Raw genomic sequence first — 17,616 nt, forward strand, 5'->3', positions numbered from 1 at the left:
GCCAGCTGACCGGGAGGTCGTGACGATGCACGCCGACGCGTCCCCCTTCTTCATCGGCCCCCACCGGTTCGACGCGCCGGACGACGATGTGGGGCCGGCCCTGGACCGTCGTCACGACCTGCGCCCGGTGCCCGGCGAGCGGGTGCTCGGCCGGTACCGGTTGCTCGTGGCGGGTTACCTGCTCGGGCCCACCGAGTCGTGGCGTGGCTGGCGGCTGCCCGCGCCGGTGACGGTGACGGTGACCGACCAGCGGATCTGCTGGGTGGGCACCGGGTCGCAGATGTCCCTGGTCACCGACGGGTCGATCCGAGCGGTGGGTCGGCTGGCCGGCCTGATGAGCGGGCAGATCCGCTGGCAGTGGCCGTCCCGGTTGGAGTTGCCCCCGGCCGGGTCGGACGGCACGACGCAGCTGCTGATCGTCTGCGACGCGCTGCGCACCATCCAGCAGCCGGCGCTGGCCCTCGGCGGGTCGACCGCGGAGATCGTCGCGCTGGCCCGGCAGGTCCGCCGGGCGGTGGCCATGTTCCGGCTGACCCATCCGCAGATGGTCGACCTCTCCGCCCAGGAGCGCGACGTGCTGCTGCTGCGGGCCGGCACCGGGTGGCTCGCCGGGGACAGCCGGGTCACCCTGCCGGGCTCGCTGCCGGTGGAGTTCCGATCCCGGGACGACTACTACCGTTCGGGGCCGGAGCCGACCTCGTGGACCGGGCTCGCAGGCGGCGCAGCATCCGGGCGTCGGTGAAGCCGACCCTCCGCGCGGCGGACTCCACGGTCGTGCCGTGCCCGATCAGGTGCTCGGCGCGTTCCACCCGCAGCAGTTGCTGGTAGCCGAGCGGGGTCAGCCCGGTGGTCGCGCGGAACAGCCGGGTCAGCGTCCGTTCCGCCACGCCGCCGGCCGCGGCCAGGTCGGCCAGTGGCAGCGGCTCGGCGTACCGGCTGTCGATCAGATCCTGCACCCGGTGCACCGCGTCGGACAGGTGCGAGCGGTGCCGCATCACCGCGCTGGCCTGCTGCTCGTGCCCGTTGCGGCGGGCGTAGACGACCAGCGTGCGGGCGATCCGGGCGGCGGTCGCCGGGCCGTGCCGCGTGGCCACCAGGTGCAGCGCCACGTCGATGCCGCTGGCGATGCCCGCCGAGGTGACGACCCGGTCGTCGACCACGTAGAGCACGTCACGGGCCACCCGGGCCGCCGGGTGCCGGCGGGCCAGGTCGTCCTGCACCTCGTGGTGGGTCGTGCAGCGCCGGCCGTCGAGCAACCCGGCCCGACCGAGGGCGTACGCGCCCGCGCAGACGCTGGCCACGGTGCCGCCGCCCGCGTGGTGGTCGGCGAGCCTCCGCAGGTCGGCCGGCGACACCGGCCCCTGCGGGCCGTGCGCCGAGGGCCGCCAACCGGGCACCAGCACCAGGTCGTCGGGGGTCAGCTCGGGCCACCGGGTCTCGGCGACCAGCGGTACGCCCTGCACCGTGGGCACCTGCTCCCGCTCGGCGACGTAGTGCAGCCGGTAGTCGTACCCGAGGTCGGCGGCGCTGGAGAAGACCTGGGCCGGCCCGGCGAGGTCCAGCAGGTGCAGCTGCGGGACCAGCAGGAAGACGACCCGGGTCATCTCGTCAGCCTCGGGCGCCGGTCAGGGTCGCAGCCGTCAACTCGTCCACCGTGCGGATGGTCGCGAAGCGGCCGGCCAGCGCGTACTCGGTGCGGGAGACGATCTGCTCGACGCCGAGGGTGCGCGGGTCGGCGAGGATCTCCTCGACCGTGGCGGTCTCCGACAGGTCCCAGTGCGGGATGGGGAAGGTCAGCGTGGCGTCGGTGACGAACGTCATCCGGTAGCCGAGGTCCGAGCCGACCCGGGTGGTGGTCTCGACGCACTGCTCGGTGCGGATGCCACAGACGGTGAGGTCGTGCACCCCGGCCTGGGTGAGCAGTTGCTGGAGGTTCGTGGTGGTGAACGCGTTGTGCGCGGTCTTCACCAGCGTCGGCTCGCCGTCGACCGGGGCCAGGCCCTCGATCAGCCGTACGTGCCCACTGGCCGGGTCGAACACCCCGCCCGTGCCCGGCTCGGCGTGCAGGACCCAGACCACCAGGTCGCCGCGTTCCCGCGCCGCGGCGACCAGCCGGTCGACCTGCCGGACCAGGTCGGGGTTGGAGCCGTACGCCCAGATCGGGCGCTGGCGGAAGGACTCCTGGACGTCGATCACGACGAGTGCTGCTCTGCTCATGGTTCCGATCCTGGCGGGGTGGCCGCCGCGACGGCAGACACCATCATGCCCGGATGCGGAACGATCCGGTCACCTCCCGGTCAGGCGCTGGGGGCGTGGTGCTCACCGGCGGCGTCCAGGGCGGCGGCCTCCTCCGGTGTCGGTGCGCTGCCGCCCAGGTGCGCCGGCTGCCACCAGGTGTCGTCCGGGCCGGCCGGGGAGTCCGGGTACTCCCGCTGGGCCCGGTCGACGAGCGCGCTGAGCCGGGTGGTCAGCTCGGCGGCCAGCACGTTCGGGTCCGGGAAGTCCGCCGGCTCGATCGGCTCGCCGATCAGGATGGTGATCGGGGTGTGCCGGCGGGTGAGGGTGCGTGGACGGCCCTTCGTCCAGAGCCGCTGGGTGCCCCACAGCGCCACCGGCAGCACCGGCACCTTCGCCGAACGGGCCATCCGCACGGTGCCGCTCTTGAGCTCCTTGACGGTGAACGACCGACTGATCGTCGCCTCGGGGAAGACGCCGACCACCTCGCCGCGCTTGAGCGCGCCCACGGCCGCGCGGAACGAGGCCGCCCCGGCCTGCCGGTCCACCGGGATGTGCTTCATGCCGCGCATCAACGGGCCGCCGATGCGGTGCGCGAAGACCGACTCCTTGGCCATGAACCGGACCAGCCGACCCGACGCGTTCGCGCCCAGGCCGGCGAAGATGAAGTCGAGGTAACTGACGTGGTTGCTGGCCAGCACGGCCCCGCCGGTGCGGGGTACGTGGTGGGCGCCCTCGATGGTGATCTTCAGGTCGAGGACCCGGAACATCGTCTTGGCGGCGGCGATAACGGGCGGGTACACGAGCTCCGGCATCCGCAGAATCTACCCTGCCCGCCTGGGGATCGCCTGGGCGGCGACCGGCGGCGACGCCGGACCGCGCGTCGCCGCCGGTGCGTCCGGACCGGTTGGCCGGCGCGGGTCAGTCGGTGAGCTTGTGCAGGTCCAGCCGGCCCCGGGCGAACGCGTCCACCCGACCCCAGCGGCCCGGGATGTCCAGCACCTCGATCCGGCCCATCCCCACCGGCAGCCGTGGTTCGACCGCCAGGTGCCCCTCGTGCGGCTCCAGGCCGAGCATGGTGCGCAGCAGCAGCAGCGGCGTACCGGTCGACCACGCCTGCGGGCTGCACGCCGTCGGATACTCCACCGGGAACTTCGTCAGCTCCCGCGGATAGCCGCCGAACGCCTCCGGCAGCCGCCCGTCGAAGTAGGTCGCCGCGTCCAGGATGCCGCTGGCGATGGTGGCCGCCTCCTCGGCGAAGCCGTACCGGCGCAGACCCCAGGCGATGAAGGAGTTGTCGAACGGCCAGATCGTGCCGTTGTGGTAGCCGATCGGGTTGTACCGGGCCTCCCCCTCGGCCAGCGTCCGCACCCCCCACCCGGTGAAGAGCCGCGGCCCCACCAGGTGCTGTGCGAGCTTCTCCGCCCGCTCCGGTTCGACGATCCCACTCCACAGCAGGTGGCCGATGTTCGAGCTGAGGACGTCGCACTGGCGGCCGTCCGGGTCCAGGGCCAGGGCGTAGTACTCACCGTCCTCCACCCACCAGTCCCGGTTGAACCGCTGCTTCAGCTCCATCGCCTCCCGCTCCAGCTGGTCGGCGAACTCCGGGTCGTCCCAGAACTCCCTGGCGAGGCGAGCGCCACGGACTTTCGCGTCGTACGCGTACCCCTGCACCTCGCAGGTGGCGCGCGGGAACGGCGGCAGCGTGCCGTCCCGGTAGGAGATCGAGTCCCAGGAGTCCTTCCAGCACTGGTTCTCCAGGCCGGTGTCGGTGTTGCGCCGCTCGTACCAGATGTAGCCGCTGCCCACCAGGTCGGCGTAGTCGTCGATCCATCTCAGGGCCGCCCGGGACTCCCGCTCCAGCTCCTTCACCAGCGCGACGTCACCGCTCCAGCGCTCGTACTCGTCGAGCAGCACGACGAACAGCGGCGTCGCGTCCACCGAGCCGTAGTACGGCGAGTGCGGCTGCTCCTCGAACGAGGCGGTCTCGCCGTAGCGCATCTCGTGCAGGATCCGCCCGGGGTCCTCGTCGCGGAAGTCGTCGAACCGGCTGCCCTGCAGGGACGCCAGGATGCGCAGCGTGGTCTTGGACAGTTGCGGGGTGAACGGCAGCGTCTGTAGGCAGGTGAGGATGCTGTCCCGGCCGAACATCGTCATGAACCAGGGCAGACCGGCGGCCGGCAGGGTGGCGCCGCCGAGCGACAGCGGCGAGAAACGCAGCGCCGCCAGGTCGATCAGGCTGCGCCGGTACGTGCTAGCCACCCGGCCGTGCTCACTGTTGACCTTGGGTGCCTCCGCGATCCACCTCTCCAGGTCGTGCTGGAGGGCGAGCCGTTCGTCGCCGTGCACCCGCAGGCCGAAGCGCAGGTCCCGGCCGCCGGGTCCCACCGCGTGGGTCTCGACCTGGATCGCCGTCTCCCACTGCTCGTTGGGCTCCAGGTGGACGGTGTACGCGAAGCCCTTGCTGTCGTAGCGGGCCGCCATCGACGAGGAGATCGACGTCTCCCGTACGAAGTTGCCCCGGCGGTAGCCCAGCCGCAACTGGTCCGCCTCGACCTCGGAGTAGATCTCGCCCTTCTTGTTCACGATCTCGTCCTTGACCTGGAACAGGTCGGCGAAGTCCGACGCCGCGTCCATCCGGATCTCCAGGTCGACCGGCTTCTCGTCGTGGTTCAAGATGGTGATCTGCTCCCGGAAGCTCCCGCCGACCGACCGCTCCCGAATGATCGACAGTTTCGCGTCGATGTAGTGGGTCGCCACCCCCGGCACGAGGAAGAACCGCGACTCGAAGTACTGGAGGTCGTCGAAGGACAGGGAGTTGAGCCGCTCGCCGTTGACGGTCAGCACCCAGGTGGACAGAAACCGGGTGTCGATGGAGAACAGCCCGGTCGGCTCGCTCGGCGTCGCCTCGATGTCGCCGGTGTCCTCGCAGACGACGAACGTGTTGCCGTCGAGGATCCGGATCGTGTTGCTCTGACCCATCAGTGCACCTCCCCGGTGAAGCGCCGGCGCGGCCCACGAGCGTCCGGGGAGCCCGGGAAGATCCTCTCCACCTGCACCACCAGCCGGGCGTCACCCAGCACCGTCATGTCCCCCCGCAACAGGGCCGCCAGGCCGTGTTCGCGGCCCGCGGCGATGTCCTCGAAGAGCTGCGGGCTGGTCCCGATGACCGTGTCGGCCTCCCGGTCCTCCTGGCTCACGTTCAGCCGGCCGTGGTCGATCGTCAGCAGCCAGTGCCGGGTCTGCGCCCCCTCGTTCAGGTCGATGCGCAGCGTCCCGGAGGCCTTCGCCAGCAGGGGTTCGTACCCCCGCCGGTCCAGGTCCTCGAAGAACCTCGTGGTCGCGTCCACCATCGGGTCCACTCCTCCCCAGTTGGCCGGTCCGGGATCCCACCCGGCGCGCTCGCGTCGCACGGACGGCCGGCTTCGCACGTCCCCGCACGGGTCCCCGCCGGCTCCCCGGTCAACCTCGCCCGGATCGGGTGAGCCGCCGGGCGGTGTCGGGCAGGCCGGGTAGCGTGCCGGGCATCGGAACGGAAGCGACGGGACATCGGGGACGGGAGGGGCGCATGACGGTGCGGACACCCGAGGTCGACCGACGGCAGGTGCTCGCCTACCGGGTGGCGGCCCAGCAGCTCGACCGCTCCGGCGGCCGGCGGCCGGGCGACCTGGCGGTGCTGGCCCTCGGCGTGCAGGACACGCCCTACGGCGCGGCTCGGCAGGCGCTGGCGGCGCGCGGCGCAACCGGGCCGGACGATCGGCTGGAGCTGGTCTGGTCGATGCGCGGTGCACCGCACCTGCACCGGCGCGCCGAGCTGCCGACCCTGGCCGCGGCCATCTGGCCGCTCAGCGACGCCGACGCCACCCGCCGGATCCCCGGGCAGATCGGTGCCGGTGCCCGACTCGGGCTGGCGGCGTTCCGGGCCACGGCCGAGGCGTTCCGGGCGGTGGTCACCACCGAATTGGAGCGCGGCGTGGTCAGCCGGGCGGTCTCCGACCGGGTTCCCGCCGAGCTGACCTACGACTGCCGGCCCTGCGGGGCGCGGCACATCTCCGGTTCGGTGTTCCAGCAGGCCGGGCTCGCCGGCGGGGTGCGCCTGGTGGTGGCCGGCCGCGCCGCCCGGCTCGCACCGTTGGCTGACTGGCCCGGCCCGCCCGCCTCGGCGGCCCACACCGCCGAGGTGGTGACGACCTACCTGCGGCTGCTCGGCCCCGCCACCCCGGCCGACGCGGCCGGTTTCCTCGGCTGCGCCGTGACGGAGCTGCGCCGCGTCTGGCCGGCGGGCCTGGCCGAGGTACGCGTCGACGGCCGGGCCGCCTGGCTGCCGGCCGACGCGCTCGACGCGTTGACCGGCGCACCCGCGCCACGGCTGGTGCGGCTGCTGCCGCCGGGCGACCCGTTCCTCGCCGGCCGCGACCGTGACCTGCTGGTGCCGGAGCGCGAGCATCAGCGGCAGCTGTGGCGGATGATCGGCAATCCCGGCGCGCTGCTGGCGGACGGCGAGGTGGTGGGCACCTGGCGGGCACGGCAGGCCGGAAAGGGACGGCTGGAGCTGACGGTCAGCCCGTGGTCGCCGCTGTCGGCGCGGCTGCGGCGCGAGGTCGACGCCGAGGCCGCGACGGTGGCCGCCACGCGCGCCGCCACCGACGTACGGGTCCAGGTCGAGCGGGGCTGATGACGCAGCGCCGGCCCTCCCCACGGGGGGAGAGCCGGCGCGCCCGCGGCGGACGGTCAGTTGTTCGGATCGTCGGCGCTGATGTCGGCCAGCACCGACTGCGGCTCGCGCTCGACCGCGAGGTCGCCCATCGAGACCAGGCCGACCAGACGCCCGTCGTCGATCACCGGCAGCCGGCGTACGGCGTAGGTACGCATCAGGTCCGCGGCGGCCACCGCGTCGTCGTACTGGCTCACCGTCACCACATCGCGAGTGGTGATCTGGTTCAGCCGGGTCGAGCCCGGGTCCATGCTCTCCGCGACACCCCGGACCGTGATGTCCCGGTCCGTAACGATGCCGACCACATTGTCGCCATCAGTCACCACCACGTCACCGATCGCACTGTCGCGCATCTCCTGCGCGGCCGCGGTGAGCGTGTCGTTGCCGTCCATCGTCACCAACCGGGTCGTCATGAACTCTCCGACCGTTGTCATGGTGCTCCCCTCTCGGTGTCGGCACGGCCCGTCTACCCGCCGCCCGGGGCGGGGTAACGCGGGCGGCCCGGCCGACCGCCACCTGGCGGCGGCGGCCGGGTGGAACGCCACAGCGGGGGCGGCGCTGCGCTGACTACGGTGGGCGGATGAGGACGGGCGAACGCGAGCTGCGGGAGTTGGTCGCCGGCAGCGGATGGCTGAGCCGGGCGCTGACCGTGGTGCGCGACTCCGGCCTGCCGGACGCCTGGATCGGCGCGGGCGTCCTGCGCGACCTGGTCTGGGGTGAGCGGTACGGCGACGGGTTCGACCCGGCGACGGTCCGGGACGTGGACGTCGTCTACTTCCACCCGACGGCGCTGAGTCGGACGGACGACGACCGGGCCACCGCCCGGCTTGCGGCGGCCTGGGCGGAGCCGCCGTGGCAGGCGCGCAACCAGGCGGCGGTGCACACCTGGTACGCGGCGAAGTTCGGCGGCGACCCGATCGCCCCGTACCGCAGCGTGGCCGAGGCCGTCGCCACCTGGCCGGAGTACGCCACCGCCGTGGCCGTCCGGCTGGATGCGGCCGACCGGCTGGTGGTCTGCGCCCCGTACGGCCTGGCGGACCTGCTGGGCGGAATATGGCGGCACAATCCGGCCCGGGTGGATGTCGCCGGGTCCCGGCGGCGGCTGGCCCGGCATCGGCCGGCGGAGCGCTGGCCGGGTGTGACCGTGGTCGAGCCCGGCTGACCGACAGGGTCGGCGTGCGTCAGCCCTGGGGCGGGATGCCGTAGATCCGCTCGACGTGCAGGCGCAGCACCAGCCGCCGCTCGTCGACCATGGCCTGGCGGTACTCGTCCCAGTCCGGGTGTTCGCCGCGCAGCGACCGGTAGAGCCCCACCAACTCCTCGACCGTCTCGTCGCCGGGCTCGGCTGCCGGCGACGTCAGCTCGGCGCGCCCCTCGACCACCGCGTACGCCCAGCCGTCCTCGCTGCTGACGTGGAAGCTGGCCCGGGGGTCCCGCCGCAGGTTGGCGGTCTTGGCGCGGCCGTCGGTGACCGAGACGCGAATCAACGCCGCCTCCCGGTCGAACGCGTGGACCACGGTGGACAGTTGCGGCCGCCCGTCCCGCTTGATCGTCGCCAGCACACCCATCGAACGGCCGGCGATCAGGTCGGTCAACGCCTGCTGGGTGCGGTCGTCCGCCATGGTCTCCTCCAGATGGCACGGTCGGCTTCGTCCATCCAAGCACGACGGACGGTTGGCGCGCCCGTCGAACCCTGTGGCAGCGTCCCTCGGCAGGCCGAGGCCCCCGCCGGGTCACCGACGGGGGCCTCGGGTGTCGTGACGGTCAGCGACGCTCGGCGGCGACCAGCTCGGCGAGCTGCACCGCGTTGAGCGCCGCGCCCTTGCGGAGGTTGTCGTTGGAGCAGAACAGGGCCAGCCCGTACTCGGCGGTCTCGTCGGCGCGGATCCGTCCCACGTAGGTCGGGTCCTGCCCGGCGGCCTGCAACGGAGTCGGGACGTCGGTCAGCGCCACCCCGGGCGCGTCGGCGAGCAGTTCGTGGGCTCGCTGGGGCGTGAGCGGCCGGGCGAAGCGGGCGTTGATCTGGAGCGAGTGGCCGGTGAAGACGGGCACCCGGACGCAGGTGCCGGAGACCTTCAGGTCGGGGATCTCCAGGATCTTGCGGCTCTCGTTGCGCAGCTTCTGCTCCTCGTCGGTCTCGAAGGAGCCGTCGTCGACGACCGAGCCCGCCAGCGGGAGCACGTTGAAGGCGATCGGCTCGGCGAACGAGCGCGGTGCGGGGAACTCCACGGCCGACCCGTCGAAGGCGAGCGCGGTGGCGTGCTCGGCGACCTTGCGGACCTGCTCGTCCAGCTCGGCGACGCCGGCCAGCCCGGCACCGGAGACCGCCTGGTAGGTGGAGACGACCAGGCCGACCAGGCCGGCCTCGGCGTGCAGCGGGCGCAGCACCGGCATCGCGGCCATCGTGGTGCAGTTGGGGTTGGCGATGATGCCCTTGGGGCGGTCGGCGGCGGCGTGCGGGTTGACCTCGGCGACCACCAGCGGCACCAGTGGGTCCATCCGGAACGCCGACGAGTTGTCGATCACCACGGCGCCGGCTTCGGCGACCCGGGGGGCCAGCTCGCGGGCGGTGCCCTTACCGGCCGAGAAGAGCACGATGTCCAGGCCGGAGTAGTCCGCTGTGGCGGCGTCCTCGACGATCACCTCGCCGTCGCGCCAGGGCAGCGCCCGCCCGGCGGACCGCGCCGAGGCGAACAACCGCACCTGCTCCGCCGGGAACTCCCGCTCCGCCAGCACCTGCCGCATCACGCCACCGACCTGGCCGGTGGCCCCCACAATGCTGATCCTCATGCCCGCGAGGCTACCCAGCCCACCCCCACAACCGGGACCCCTTTCCCACCGCCCGGGTCGCGCATCACACCAGCCTGCCCCCGACCACTCTCCCCCGCACGATCCGGCGCACCGGTGATCATGGGGTTGACGGGGGATTACGTGATCGAAATCCCCGCGCACCCCATGATCACCACAGGAAGGGGGTCAGGGGTGCGTGACCAGGTCGCCCAGGCCGGCGGCCGTCAGGTCGTCACGGATGACGGCCGCATCGCCCTCGACCACCAGGGTCAGCGCGTCCGGGTGCAGGTGGGTGGCTGCCGCTGCGGACACCTGGTCCACGTCGGCGGCGAGCAACTCCTCGCGCAGCCGGGCGTGATAGTCGTCCGGCAGGTCGTGCACCACCAGCGTGGTCAACGCGGAGGCGATCGCCCGCGGGCTCTGCAACTCGACCGAGAGCTGCCCGGCCCGCCAGGAACGCGCCACCGCCAGCTCGTCCTCGGTCACCCCGCCGACCTGCGTACGGGTGATCTCGCCGACCGCCTCGACCAGGGCCGGCGTCGTCACCGCGGTCTGGACGCCGGAGCTGACCGCGAACCGGCCGAACCGCCGGGACGAGGCGAAGTCGGCGCGGATGCCGTACGTGTGGCCGCGCACCTCGCGGATCAGGTGGTTGAGCCGGGACGTGAAGGCCCCGCCGAGCACGGTGCCGGCGAGCGTCATCGGTACGTGGTCCGGGTGCGCCCGGTGCGGCGACGGGTGGCCGAGCCGCAGCGTGGACTGCACCGAGCCGGGACGGTCCACCAGGATGATCCGTCGACCGCCGCGCAGCGGCACGTCGATCGGGCCGCCCCGGTCGGCGGGGCCGCCTCCGGTGCCGCTGAACGCCGCCGCCGCCAGCGCGTCCAGGTCGATCCGGTCCAGGTCGCCGGCGACGATCAGGGTGCCGGGCCGCAGGAACCACTCGGAGTGGAAGACCGTCACGTCCTCCACGTCCAGCCCCGCCACCGAATCCGGGTCGCCGTACATCGGGCGCCCCCACCGGTTCTCGGCGCCGAACAGGTCCGCGCGCAAGGCGGCGTCGGCACGGGGGCCCGGGTTGGCCCAGTCCATCCGCAGCGCGGTCGCCTCGTCGTCACGGACCCGCCGGACATCGGCCGGGTCGAGCTTCGGCGTCCGGACGGCTTCGGCGAGCAACTGCACCGCTGCGGTGAGCCGGTCCACCGGCACCTGGACGCTGACCTGGAACGAGTCCCAGTCCAGCCCGGTCACCAGCTCGGTGCCGAGCGCCTCGATGGCCAGCGCGTACGCGGTGGCGTCCCGCTGCGCGGTGCCCTCCTCCAGCGCCTTGGCCAGCACCCCGCCCAGCCCCTCCTTGCCGGCCAGTTCCCGGGCGGCACCCGCGTCGAGCAGCAGCAGCGCGACGGCGAGGTTCTGCCCGGGGAGGTGCGCGGCGACCACCTGACCGCCGGCCACGGCACGGCGGACCACCGGCGGGAACCGGTACGGGCGGGCGGCACCCGGGCCGGGACGGTCGGCGATCAGCGTCATGCGGTCTCCTCGGGCACGTAGGTCAGGGTCGCCCGGTTGGGCGCGTCGAGGACCTCGGCTGCGGCCTCGGCGATCTGCTCGGCGGTCACCGCGAGCCAGGCGGGCAACCGGTCGGCGGCCCGGGCCGGGTCACCGAACTGGGTGGTGTACCGGCCGAGGGTGTCGGCACGGCCGTCCACGGTCGACATCTGCCGCCACCACGCGGTGCTCAGCAACGCCTTGGCCCGGTCCAGCTCGGCGGCGGTCACCGGGACGGTGGCCAGCTCGTCGACCACCTCGGCCAGCCCCTCGGCCAGCCGCTCCGCGCTCACCCCGGGGCGCGCGGTGGCGGTGGCGATCAGCGGCGCCGGGGCGTGCGCGAGGTCCACCCCGTACGCCCCGACCAGGTCCGGCTGGGCGATCCGTTCGCCGTCGGCGAGCCGCTGGTAGAGCCGGCTGCCCCGACCGCTGCCGAGGACGGTGGCGAGCACGGTGAGCACGTCGTAGCCGGGGCTGCCGAACGGGTAGCCGCGGTGCGCCACGTACACCCGGGGGGCCGGCACGTCGGCGGTCACGGTCTCCACGGCGGGTCGCCCGGTGGCCGGGACGGTCCGGCCGTCGGGGGCCGGTGGGATGTCCTCGCGGGCGGGCAGCGCGCCGAAGTACTTGTCGGCCAGCGCGAACACCTCGGCGGCCGCGGCGTCGCCGACCACGGTGAGCACCGCGTTGTTGGGCGCGTAGTACGTCTCGTGGAACGCCTGGAAGGTCGCGAGGTCGGCGGCGTTCAGGTCGGCCATCGAGCCGATCGTCGAGTGGTGGTACGGGTGCCCCGGTGGGTAGAGCAGCGGCAGCAGCCGCAACCAGGCGTCTCCGTACGGGACGTTCTCGTAGCGCTGCCGGCGCTCGTTCTTCACCACGTCCCGCTGGTTGTCCAGCGTCTCCTGGGTGAGTGCGGGGACCAGGCCGCCCATCCGGTCGGCCTCCAACCAGAGCGCCAGCTCCAGGTGCTCGGCCGGCACCGTCTCGAAGTAGTTGGTCCGGTCCGGGTTGGTGGTGGCGTTGAGCGAGCCACCCGAGCCCTGGATCAGCTTCATGTGCTCGGTCTTGGCCACGTTCACCGAGCCCTCGAACATCAGGTGCTCGAAGAGGTGGGCGAAGCCGGTCTGCCCGTCCGGCTCGTGCCGGGAACCGACGTCGTACCAGAGGTTGACGGCCACGGCCGGCGCGGTGCGGTCCTCGCTCACCACCACGCGCAGGCCGTTGTCCAGTCGGGACGTCTCGATGGGCCAGGGGTAACCGCTGTCGGGCATGCCACGACGCTATCCGATCTCCCGGGGCGGAAAGGTGACGTGCCGGCCGCCGGCGAGCCGGCCACCGGCATCGAGCCGGCCAGTCGGGGTACCGGAGGGCCATGCCCGCACCCACCGCCACCCCGCCCGCCCCCCGTGTCTCCGGGCGGGCCGCCACCGTCGTCGAAGGCGCCGCCGCCGCCCTGACCCGCCTGCGCCGCGGTCGGCTGCTGCATCCCGCCGGCCGCTCGTTCGCCGCCGAGGTGATGATCTGGGGTACGCCCGGACCACCCACCGGGGTCAGCCTGCTCGACGACCCCGGCCGCTACCGGGCGACCGTCCGGCTCTCCAAGGGGGTGCCCACGCCGGGCAGCTGGCCGGACGTGCTGGGTCTGGCGGTGCGCGTGCACTCCGACGCCGGCCGACCGTTCGACCTGCTGGTCAGCTCCAGCGGCGCGGCCCCGTTGCTGCGGAACCTGCCGCTGCCCCGACGCCGCTTCGCCGGGACGTACAGCACGATCACCTGCTACCGGCGGGGCAGGCGCCGGCTCTGGCTGGCGGCGCTGGCCGACCCGGAGTCGATCGACCTCGGCGACAGCCTGGCCACGGTGACCGAGGCCGCCCGGACGGACGCGCCGCGCCTGGTTCTCGCGGTCGCGTCCGCCGTGGGGCCGTGGCGGCCGATCGGGCAGGTGACCATCGGCGCCCAGCTCGACGCACGTCAGGACGCGGCGCTCGCCTTCGACCCGGTGGGCAACCTGCCGCCGGAGTTGCGGGCGGCCGGCCCGCTGGCCTGGCTGCGGGACCAGACCTACCGAGGGTCGCGCCGGGCTCGCGGGGCGGCCGGTCAGTCCGGCGGCTCGGAGGCGACCACCGTCTGATCGGAGGTGCGGTGCTCCAGCACCGTGTCCGGGGCGGCGTTCTGGTCCTCCTCGCGGATGTCCGAGTCGGCGAGGATGGCCTCGGCCTGCGCCTCCGGGTCGTCGCTGCCCACCGCCGCCTCCTCGGGCAGGAGGTGCGCGCGGGACTCCACGCGGTCCTGATCGTTCTGCTCGTCTGTCATGGCACCCCTGTTACCCCGGCCCCGGCCCCGCCACGCGGTGATCGTCCAGCCTCTTGGGACGACCCGCTGAGTTCCGGCGGCGTCGGGTACGCTGGGCCCGTGACGCGTTCGTATCGATGGTTTAGGCAGCCGGCTCGCAAGCCGGTGACTTCACCATGATCTGACGTCACCACGGACCGAGCCGGCTGGGCAGGAGCTATCGTTCCTGCCCTTTTGCGTACGAGCAGCAGCCGGCTCTTCCCGGGCACCGGCCCCGGGCACGGTCGGCGGAAGGATTCCCACCGTGACGACCCCGGAGACCGATCGGGTCAGCGATCAGCGGATCGACCGTGTCGTGCCGCTGACCACACCCGCGCTACTGCACCACGAGCTGCCCCTGGACGCCTCGCTCGCCTCGGACGTGTTGACCGGCCGGCGGGCGGTGGGTCGCGTGCTGGACCGCGAGGACGACCGCCTGCTGGTGGTGGTCGGCCCCTGCTCGGTGCACGACCCGGTTGCCGCCCTCGACTACGCCCAGCGGCTGCGCGTGGCCGCCGACCGGCTCGCCGACGACCTGCTGATCGTCATGCGGGTCTACTTCGAGAAACCGCGATCAACGGTGGGCTGGAAGGGCCTGATCAACGACCCGGGGCTGGACGGCAGCGGGGACGTCAACACCGGCCTGCGGCGCGCGCGGGCACTGCTGCGCGACGTGCTGCGTCTCGGCCTGCCGGTGGGTTGCGAGTTCCTCGACCCGATCACTCCGCAGTACATCGCGGACACGGTCGCCTGGGGCGCGATCGGAGCCCGGACCGTGGAGAGCCAGGTGCACCGGCAGTTGGCCTCCGGCCTGTCCATGCCGATCGGCATGAAGAACCGCCCGGACGGCAGCATCAGCACCGCCGTGGACGCGATTCGCGCCGCCGGGGTGCCCCACGTCTTCCCCGGCATCGACTTCTCCGGCACCCCGGCGATCATGCACACGCGGGGTAACACCGACGGGCACCTGGTGCTGCGCGGCGGCGGTGGCCGGCCCAACTACGACGCCGAGTCGGTGGCCGGTGCGCTCGACCTGCTCCGCGCCGCTGGCCTGCCGGAGCGTCTGGTGATCGACGCCAGCCACGCCAACAGCGGCAAGGACCACCGCAACCAGCCGCTGGTCGCCGCCGACGTGGCCGCCCAACTGGCCGCCGGCCAGCGCGGGATCACCGGCGTGATGTTGGAGTCGTTCCTGCTGCCGGGCCGGCAGGACCTCGACCCGACGCGGGAGCTGGAGTACGGCCGCTCGGTCACCGACGCCTGTCTCGGCTGGGACGACACCGCCGAGGTGCTCGACCACCTGGCCACCGCCGTGCGGGCCCGTCGGGCCACCCTGCCGACTCCGGCCTGACGGCCACCGGTTGTGACGGCGGACACGGATGTCGGCGGAACAGCGGCGGGGGTCGGTCCGTTGACAGAGGTGTCGGTGCGTCCAGTGTCCCCGGGCCTCACCTAAATAGCCTTCGCGGAATACCGTCCGGCTGGAGCCGCGTAGCGCCACTCGCCGAGAGGCGACCTGCACACCGACACCAGCGCCGCCCCCGGCCCACAAGGCCGGGGGCGGCGCTGTCTGTACTGGGTCTCGGATGTCGTACGGACGGCGCTGTCGGCACGTGGGCCACCGGCGCGACGTTTGACCGATTCCGACCCGGGTAGCTGATCAGCGTGACCGACGACGCACCCGTGGCCGACGAGCCGGACACCCAGACCCTCGACGACCTGCTCAACGACATCTACCGAGGTCAGGAGCGGGTCACGCAGGCGGAGATCTACCGACGGGCCGTGGCCGCGGACCTCCCGGCGGACCTGCTCGCCCGGATCGACGCGCTACCCGAGGGCGAGTACGCGGTGGACGAGGCCAGCGACCTGCTGGGCGGCTCCGTCGCGTGAGCGACCGCAGAAGGGACACCGACATGACGCACCACGAGGACCACGACGAGAAGGTGCCGGCGCTGGGTCAGCCCCCGAAGGGCAGGGACACCACCCCCGAGCCGGACTTCGCCAACGAGCACGACCGCACCGCCGTGGATCGGGAGATCATCACCGGGGCGGACGAGGACGAACGGGAGCCGGAGTCGCCGCACGGCTGGTCGGGCATGCAGCGCTGAGGCGTACGACGAAGGGGGCCGGTGTCTGCCGGCCCCCTTCGCGCGTCCACTCGTCAGTCGTCGTCGTGCCCACCCTCGGCGGCCTGCTGGGCCGTCGCGTACGCCATCTGGAGGAAGTCGGACGCGGCGACCGCCGTCAGCGCGGTGGCCACCAGCCGGGTCAGCCGGGGCGCGAGCACCAGGCCCCCGGTCAGCCCGGTGGCCACCCAGACCGCCAGGCAGAACGGGCAGCTCAACAGCTCGCCGATGGCGTGCCGGGTGGAGCTGCCCGAGTCGCGGACCTGCTCCATCACCTCACCGCTGCCGATCGGGTGGTCGTACCGGGTGAACGGCGCCCGCAGCGGGCTGGTCACCGCGTCCTTGGACAGCAGCCGGCTGAGCTTGTGCGTGGCGATGGAGAGCAGCACCACGTCGGCGGTGGCGGGACGCTCGGGCACGGGCCGTCCGGTCACCTTGACCAGGCCGGCCAGCGCCCCGGCAACCCCGGCGTAGGTGCCCATCGCCGCCAGGTAGCCGCCGAGCGGGCGGTGCTCGTGCGGCGCGTACGCCCTGCGCAGCCGCGCCGCCTTCTGTCGTAGGCCAGTGTCGCTCACCCGGTCTCCTCCTGTGTCGTGGTGCGAAAGCGGCCGTCCGGCGGTGTCAGCCGGCCTGGAGGTTGTCGGCGACCTCGCGGGCCAGGTTGCTCAGCGCCTCGTCGGCCAGCTGGTCCGGATCTTCGTCGGACCCGCCGGCCAGGTCGAGCTGGATGCGGGCGCCGCCGGAGTCCGCCGGCTCCACCCGGATCTCGGCGGACCAGTCGGCGTCGTGGCCGTCGCCCCAGCGGGCCCGCAGTTCCTCACCGCTGATCTCGGCGGCGGGGCTGCCGTCGCCGCGCAGCGGCTCCGGCAGCCACGCCGACGCGCGGGCGGGATCGGTGGCCGTGTTGAAGACCACCTCGGGCGGCGCGGACATGCCGCGCACCGCGCGCGCCGGCATCACGCGTCCCGCAGGCGGCTCGGGTCGACCTCCCGGCCCGGGTGACGGGCCAGGTACTCGGTTTCGAGTTCCGCCGTGCGCCGCAGATGGTTGGCGAGCGCGGAGTCCGCCGCGTGCCGGAGCGTGTCCAACCGGGTGCGGTGCAGGCTGTGCATCTCGCGGATCAGATCCTCGTCGGTCAGCTCCGTCGGGTCGACGCCGAGCAGGTCGCCGTCGTCGAGGTCCGGGCCGACGCCCGCCGGGTCGGCGAGGTGGTCACCGCCCCACTCGGGCACCCGCTGCTCCGGGCTCATGTCAGTGCTGCCGTTGGACGGAAAGCCGTCCTCGCGTACCGATCCGGTCATCATCGCCCCCCTGGTCTCGTTTGGGCTGGCGTCTAGACGGATGCCCACACCGGGTGACGCCAAACCATCCCGGCCACGCGACAACTACGACACGGTGTCGGAGAGCGGCGCCCTTCCCGGTACCCTCGATGCCATGAGGTGGCTCTGGACCCCGGCGTGGATCGCGCGTCACGTGGCCATGGTCGTGCTGGTCGTGAGCTTCCTCGGGCTGGGCTGGTGGCAGATCAGCCGGGCCACCGCCGGCAACAGCCTGAGCTGGGGGTACGCGGTCGAGTGGCCGGTCTTCGCCGGCTTCGTGGTCTACGTCTGGTGGCGGGAGGTGCGGCTGGCCCGCCGGAACGCCGAGGCGGCCGCCGAGCCGCCGGCCGACCTGACGGACGCGTCGGCCGACGAGCCGGCACCGGCCGTGACCGCCGGAGCCCGACCGGCGGTGCGCCGACCGGTGCGGGTTGCCCGGGTGCCGGCCGCCGGCGAGGCCGTCGAGGACACGGACCTGGCCGCCTACAACCACTACCTGTCATGGTTGAACGCCAATCCGGGCGCTCGGCCCGGTGACTATCCCGGCTGAGCC

22 protein-coding genes are annotated in these 17,616 nt (G+C 73.3%); 8 read left to right on the top strand and 14 right to left on the bottom strand.

The window, feature by feature from the left end:
* Nucleotides 1–25: 25 nt before the first annotated feature.
* The gene (locus ACTWLT_RS18485) at nt 26–742 is read left to right on the top strand and encodes a hypothetical protein (RefSeq protein WP_445319457.1); all 717 of its coding nucleotides are present in this window, start codon (nt 26–28) and stop codon (nt 740–742) included.
* Here the strand turns inward: ACTWLT_RS18485 and ACTWLT_RS18490 are convergent.
* The 5 genes from ACTWLT_RS18490 to ACTWLT_RS18510 form a co-directional block, all read right to left on the bottom strand.
* The gene (locus ACTWLT_RS18490) at nt 624–1,604 is read right to left on the bottom strand and encodes a GlxA family transcriptional regulator (protein ID WP_445319458.1); all 981 of its coding nucleotides are present in this window, start codon (nt 1,602–1,604) and stop codon (nt 624–626) included. The two genes, ACTWLT_RS18485 and ACTWLT_RS18490, sit on opposite strands and share 119 nt — an antisense overlap.
* Before the next feature lie 4 nt (nt 1,605–1,608).
* Nucleotides 1,609–2,217 carry an isochorismatase family protein gene (locus tag ACTWLT_RS18495; RefSeq protein ID WP_445319459.1) on the bottom strand — a complete coding sequence of 203 codons (609 nt, stop codon included), beginning with the start codon at nt 2,215–2,217 and terminating at the stop codon, nt 1,609–1,611.
* A gap of 80 nt (nt 2,218–2,297) precedes the next feature.
* Nucleotides 2,298–3,050: a lysophospholipid acyltransferase family protein gene (locus ACTWLT_RS18500; protein ID WP_252419679.1), complete on the bottom strand. Its 753-nt coding sequence runs from the start codon at nt 3,048–3,050 to the stop codon at nt 2,298–2,300.
* Nucleotides 3,051–3,156: 106 nt separating this feature from the next.
* Nucleotides 3,157–5,217, bottom strand: a complete 2,061-nt coding sequence (locus ACTWLT_RS18505; protein ID WP_445319460.1) for an amylo-alpha-1,6-glucosidase — start codon at nt 5,215–5,217, stop codon at nt 3,157–3,159.
* Complete coding sequence (locus ACTWLT_RS18510) at nt 5,217–5,588, bottom strand: SCP2 sterol-binding domain-containing protein (RefSeq protein ID WP_445319461.1); 372 nt, start codon at nt 5,586–5,588, stop codon at nt 5,217–5,219. The genes ACTWLT_RS18505 and ACTWLT_RS18510 overlap by 1 nt, the downstream gene beginning before the upstream one ends.
* A gap of 215 nt (nt 5,589–5,803) precedes the next feature.
* Between ACTWLT_RS18510 and ACTWLT_RS18515 the strand changes: the two genes are divergently transcribed.
* A complete protein-coding gene (locus ACTWLT_RS18515) occupies nt 5,804–6,910 on the top strand; it encodes a DNA glycosylase AlkZ-like family protein (protein ID WP_445319462.1) in 1,107 nt (368 codons plus the stop codon).
* A 56-nt stretch (nt 6,911–6,966) separates the two neighbouring features.
* Here the strand turns inward: ACTWLT_RS18515 and ACTWLT_RS18520 are convergent, their stop codons facing one another.
* Nucleotides 6,967–7,383 carry a CBS domain-containing protein gene (locus ACTWLT_RS18520; protein WP_252419675.1) on the bottom strand — a complete coding sequence of 139 codons (417 nt, stop codon included), beginning with the start codon at nt 7,381–7,383 and terminating at the stop codon, nt 6,967–6,969.
* Nucleotides 7,384–7,529: 146 nt separating this feature from the next.
* Here ACTWLT_RS18520 and ACTWLT_RS18525 point away from each other — a divergent pair, with 146 nt between their 5' ends.
* A complete protein-coding gene (locus tag ACTWLT_RS18525; RefSeq protein WP_445319463.1) occupies nt 7,530–8,111 on the top strand; it encodes a nucleotidyltransferase family protein in 582 nt (193 codons plus the stop codon).
* A gap of 19 nt (nt 8,112–8,130) precedes the next feature.
* Here the strand turns inward: ACTWLT_RS18525 and ACTWLT_RS18530 are convergent, their stop codons facing one another.
* The 4 genes from ACTWLT_RS18530 to ACTWLT_RS18545 form a co-directional block, all read right to left on the bottom strand.
* Nucleotides 8,131–8,571 (bottom strand): PPOX class F420-dependent oxidoreductase, encoded by a 441-nt coding sequence (locus ACTWLT_RS18530; RefSeq protein WP_445319464.1) that lies wholly within the window; start codon nt 8,569–8,571, stop codon nt 8,131–8,133.
* Nucleotides 8,572–8,713: 142 nt separating this feature from the next.
* A complete protein-coding gene (locus ACTWLT_RS18535; protein ID WP_445319465.1) occupies nt 8,714–9,739 on the bottom strand; it encodes an aspartate-semialdehyde dehydrogenase in 1,026 nt (341 codons plus the stop codon).
* A gap of 186 nt (nt 9,740–9,925) precedes the next feature.
* Entirely contained in the window at nt 9,926–11,269 is a 1,344-nt protein-coding gene (locus tag ACTWLT_RS18540; protein WP_445319466.1) for a M16 family metallopeptidase, read from the bottom strand.
* Nucleotides 11,266–12,558 (bottom strand): M16 family metallopeptidase, encoded by a 1,293-nt coding sequence (locus tag ACTWLT_RS18545; protein WP_445319467.1) that lies wholly within the window; start codon nt 12,556–12,558, stop codon nt 11,266–11,268. Before ACTWLT_RS18545 ends, ACTWLT_RS18540 begins: the two co-directional genes overlap by 4 nt.
* A 101-nt stretch (nt 12,559–12,659) precedes the next feature.
* Here ACTWLT_RS18545 and ACTWLT_RS18550 point away from each other — a divergent pair, with 101 nt between their 5' ends.
* Nucleotides 12,660–13,418, top strand: a complete 759-nt coding sequence (locus ACTWLT_RS18550) for a phosphodiesterase (RefSeq protein WP_445319468.1) — start codon at nt 12,660–12,662, stop codon at nt 13,416–13,418.
* On the opposite strand, the gene ACTWLT_RS18555 is transcribed toward ACTWLT_RS18550, so the two are convergent.
* Nucleotides 13,385–13,600 (bottom strand): hypothetical protein, encoded by a 216-nt coding sequence (locus tag ACTWLT_RS18555; protein ID WP_445319469.1) that lies wholly within the window; start codon nt 13,598–13,600, stop codon nt 13,385–13,387. The two genes, ACTWLT_RS18550 and ACTWLT_RS18555, sit on opposite strands and share 34 nt — an antisense overlap.
* Before the next feature lie 274 nt (nt 13,601–13,874).
* Here ACTWLT_RS18555 and ACTWLT_RS18560 point away from each other — a divergent pair, with 274 nt between their 5' ends.
* From ACTWLT_RS18560 to ACTWLT_RS18570, 3 genes are all read left to right on the top strand, one after another.
* Complete coding sequence (locus ACTWLT_RS18560) at nt 13,875–14,969, top strand: 3-deoxy-7-phosphoheptulonate synthase (RefSeq protein ID WP_252419743.1); 1,095 nt, start codon at nt 13,875–13,877, stop codon at nt 14,967–14,969.
* Between the two features lie 305 nt (nt 14,970–15,274).
* Complete coding sequence (locus ACTWLT_RS18565; protein WP_445319531.1) at nt 15,275–15,508, top strand: hypothetical protein; 234 nt, start codon at nt 15,275–15,277, stop codon at nt 15,506–15,508.
* Nucleotides 15,509–15,531: 23 nt separating this feature from the next.
* Nucleotides 15,532–15,726 carry a hypothetical protein gene (locus tag ACTWLT_RS18570; RefSeq protein WP_252419667.1) on the top strand — a complete coding sequence of 65 codons (195 nt, stop codon included), beginning with the start codon at nt 15,532–15,534 and terminating at the stop codon, nt 15,724–15,726.
* A gap of 53 nt (nt 15,727–15,779) precedes the next feature.
* Here ACTWLT_RS18570 and ACTWLT_RS18575 read toward each other — a convergent pair whose 3' ends face one another.
* The 3 genes from ACTWLT_RS18575 to ACTWLT_RS18585 are packed head-to-tail and all read right to left on the bottom strand — an operon-like array spanning nt 15,780 to nt 17,048.
* Nucleotides 15,780–16,319, bottom strand: coding sequence for a DUF1360 domain-containing protein (locus ACTWLT_RS18575; protein WP_445319470.1), 540 nt, complete (start codon nt 16,317–16,319; stop codon nt 15,780–15,782).
* Nucleotides 16,320–16,365: 46 nt separating this feature from the next.
* Nucleotides 16,366–16,701: a hypothetical protein gene (locus ACTWLT_RS18580; RefSeq protein ID WP_252419665.1), complete on the bottom strand. Its 336-nt coding sequence runs from the start codon at nt 16,699–16,701 to the stop codon at nt 16,366–16,368.
* Nucleotides 16,701–17,048, bottom strand: a complete 348-nt coding sequence (locus tag ACTWLT_RS18585) for a DUF6158 family protein (RefSeq protein ID WP_252419664.1) — start codon at nt 17,046–17,048, stop codon at nt 16,701–16,703. The genes ACTWLT_RS18580 and ACTWLT_RS18585 overlap by 1 nt, the downstream gene beginning before the upstream one ends.
* A gap of 130 nt (nt 17,049–17,178) precedes the next feature.
* Here ACTWLT_RS18585 and ACTWLT_RS18590 point away from each other — a divergent pair, with 130 nt between their 5' ends.
* On the top strand, nt 17,179–17,613 hold the full coding sequence (locus ACTWLT_RS18590; protein WP_445319471.1) for a hypothetical protein: 435 nt from the start codon (nt 17,179–17,181) through the stop codon (nt 17,611–17,613).
* The last annotated feature ends 3 nt before the right edge of the window (nt 17,614–17,616 follow it).

Source organism: Micromonospora yongxingensis, from assembly GCF_052601155.1.

Coding starts and splice junctions, on each gene's coding strand:
- ACTWLT_RS18500 (WP_252419679.1), bottom strand. CDS start 3,050: ATGCCGGAGCTCGTGTACCCGCCCGTTATCGCCGCCGCCAAGACGATG.
- ACTWLT_RS18505 (WP_445319460.1), bottom strand. CDS start 5,217: ATGGGTCAGAGCAACACGATCCGGATCCTCGACGGCAACACGTTCGTC.
- ACTWLT_RS18580 (WP_252419665.1), bottom strand. CDS start 16,701: ATGCCGGCGCGCGCGGTGCGCGGCATGTCCGCGCCGCCCGAGGTGGTC.
- ACTWLT_RS18495 (WP_445319459.1), bottom strand. CDS start 2,217: ATGAGCAGAGCAGCACTCGTCGTGATCGACGTCCAGGAGTCCTTCCGC.
- ACTWLT_RS18570 (WP_252419667.1), top strand. CDS start 15,532: ATGACGCACCACGAGGACCACGACGAGAAGGTGCCGGCGCTGGGTCAG.
- ACTWLT_RS18525 (WP_445319463.1), top strand. CDS start 7,530: ATGAGGACGGGCGAACGCGAGCTGCGGGAGTTGGTCGCCGGCAGCGGA.
- ACTWLT_RS18490 (WP_445319458.1), bottom strand. CDS start 1,604: ATGACCCGGGTCGTCTTCCTGCTGGTCCCGCAGCTGCACCTGCTGGAC.
- ACTWLT_RS18530 (WP_445319464.1), bottom strand. CDS start 8,571: ATGGCGGACGACCGCACCCAGCAGGCGTTGACCGACCTGATCGCCGGC.
- ACTWLT_RS18585 (WP_252419664.1), bottom strand. CDS start 17,048: ATGATGACCGGATCGGTACGCGAGGACGGCTTTCCGTCCAACGGCAGC.
- ACTWLT_RS18540 (WP_445319466.1), bottom strand. CDS start 11,269: ATGACGCTGATCGCCGACCGTCCCGGCCCGGGTGCCGCCCGCCCGTAC.
- ACTWLT_RS18555 (WP_445319469.1), bottom strand. CDS start 13,600: ATGACAGACGAGCAGAACGATCAGGACCGCGTGGAGTCCCGCGCGCAC.
- ACTWLT_RS18590 (WP_445319471.1), top strand. CDS start 17,179: ATGAGGTGGCTCTGGACCCCGGCGTGGATCGCGCGTCACGTGGCCATG.
- ACTWLT_RS18485 (WP_445319457.1), top strand. CDS start 26: ATGCACGCCGACGCGTCCCCCTTCTTCATCGGCCCCCACCGGTTCGAC.
- ACTWLT_RS18550 (WP_445319468.1), top strand. CDS start 12,660: ATGCCCGCACCCACCGCCACCCCGCCCGCCCCCCGTGTCTCCGGGCGG.
- ACTWLT_RS18515 (WP_445319462.1), top strand. CDS start 5,804: ATGACGGTGCGGACACCCGAGGTCGACCGACGGCAGGTGCTCGCCTAC.
- ACTWLT_RS18510 (WP_445319461.1), bottom strand. CDS start 5,588: ATGGTGGACGCGACCACGAGGTTCTTCGAGGACCTGGACCGGCGGGGG.
- ACTWLT_RS18545 (WP_445319467.1), bottom strand. CDS start 12,558: ATGCCCGACAGCGGTTACCCCTGGCCCATCGAGACGTCCCGACTGGAC.
- ACTWLT_RS18535 (WP_445319465.1), bottom strand. CDS start 9,739: ATGAGGATCAGCATTGTGGGGGCCACCGGCCAGGTCGGTGGCGTGATG.
- ACTWLT_RS18520 (WP_252419675.1), bottom strand. CDS start 7,383: ATGACAACGGTCGGAGAGTTCATGACGACCCGGTTGGTGACGATGGAC.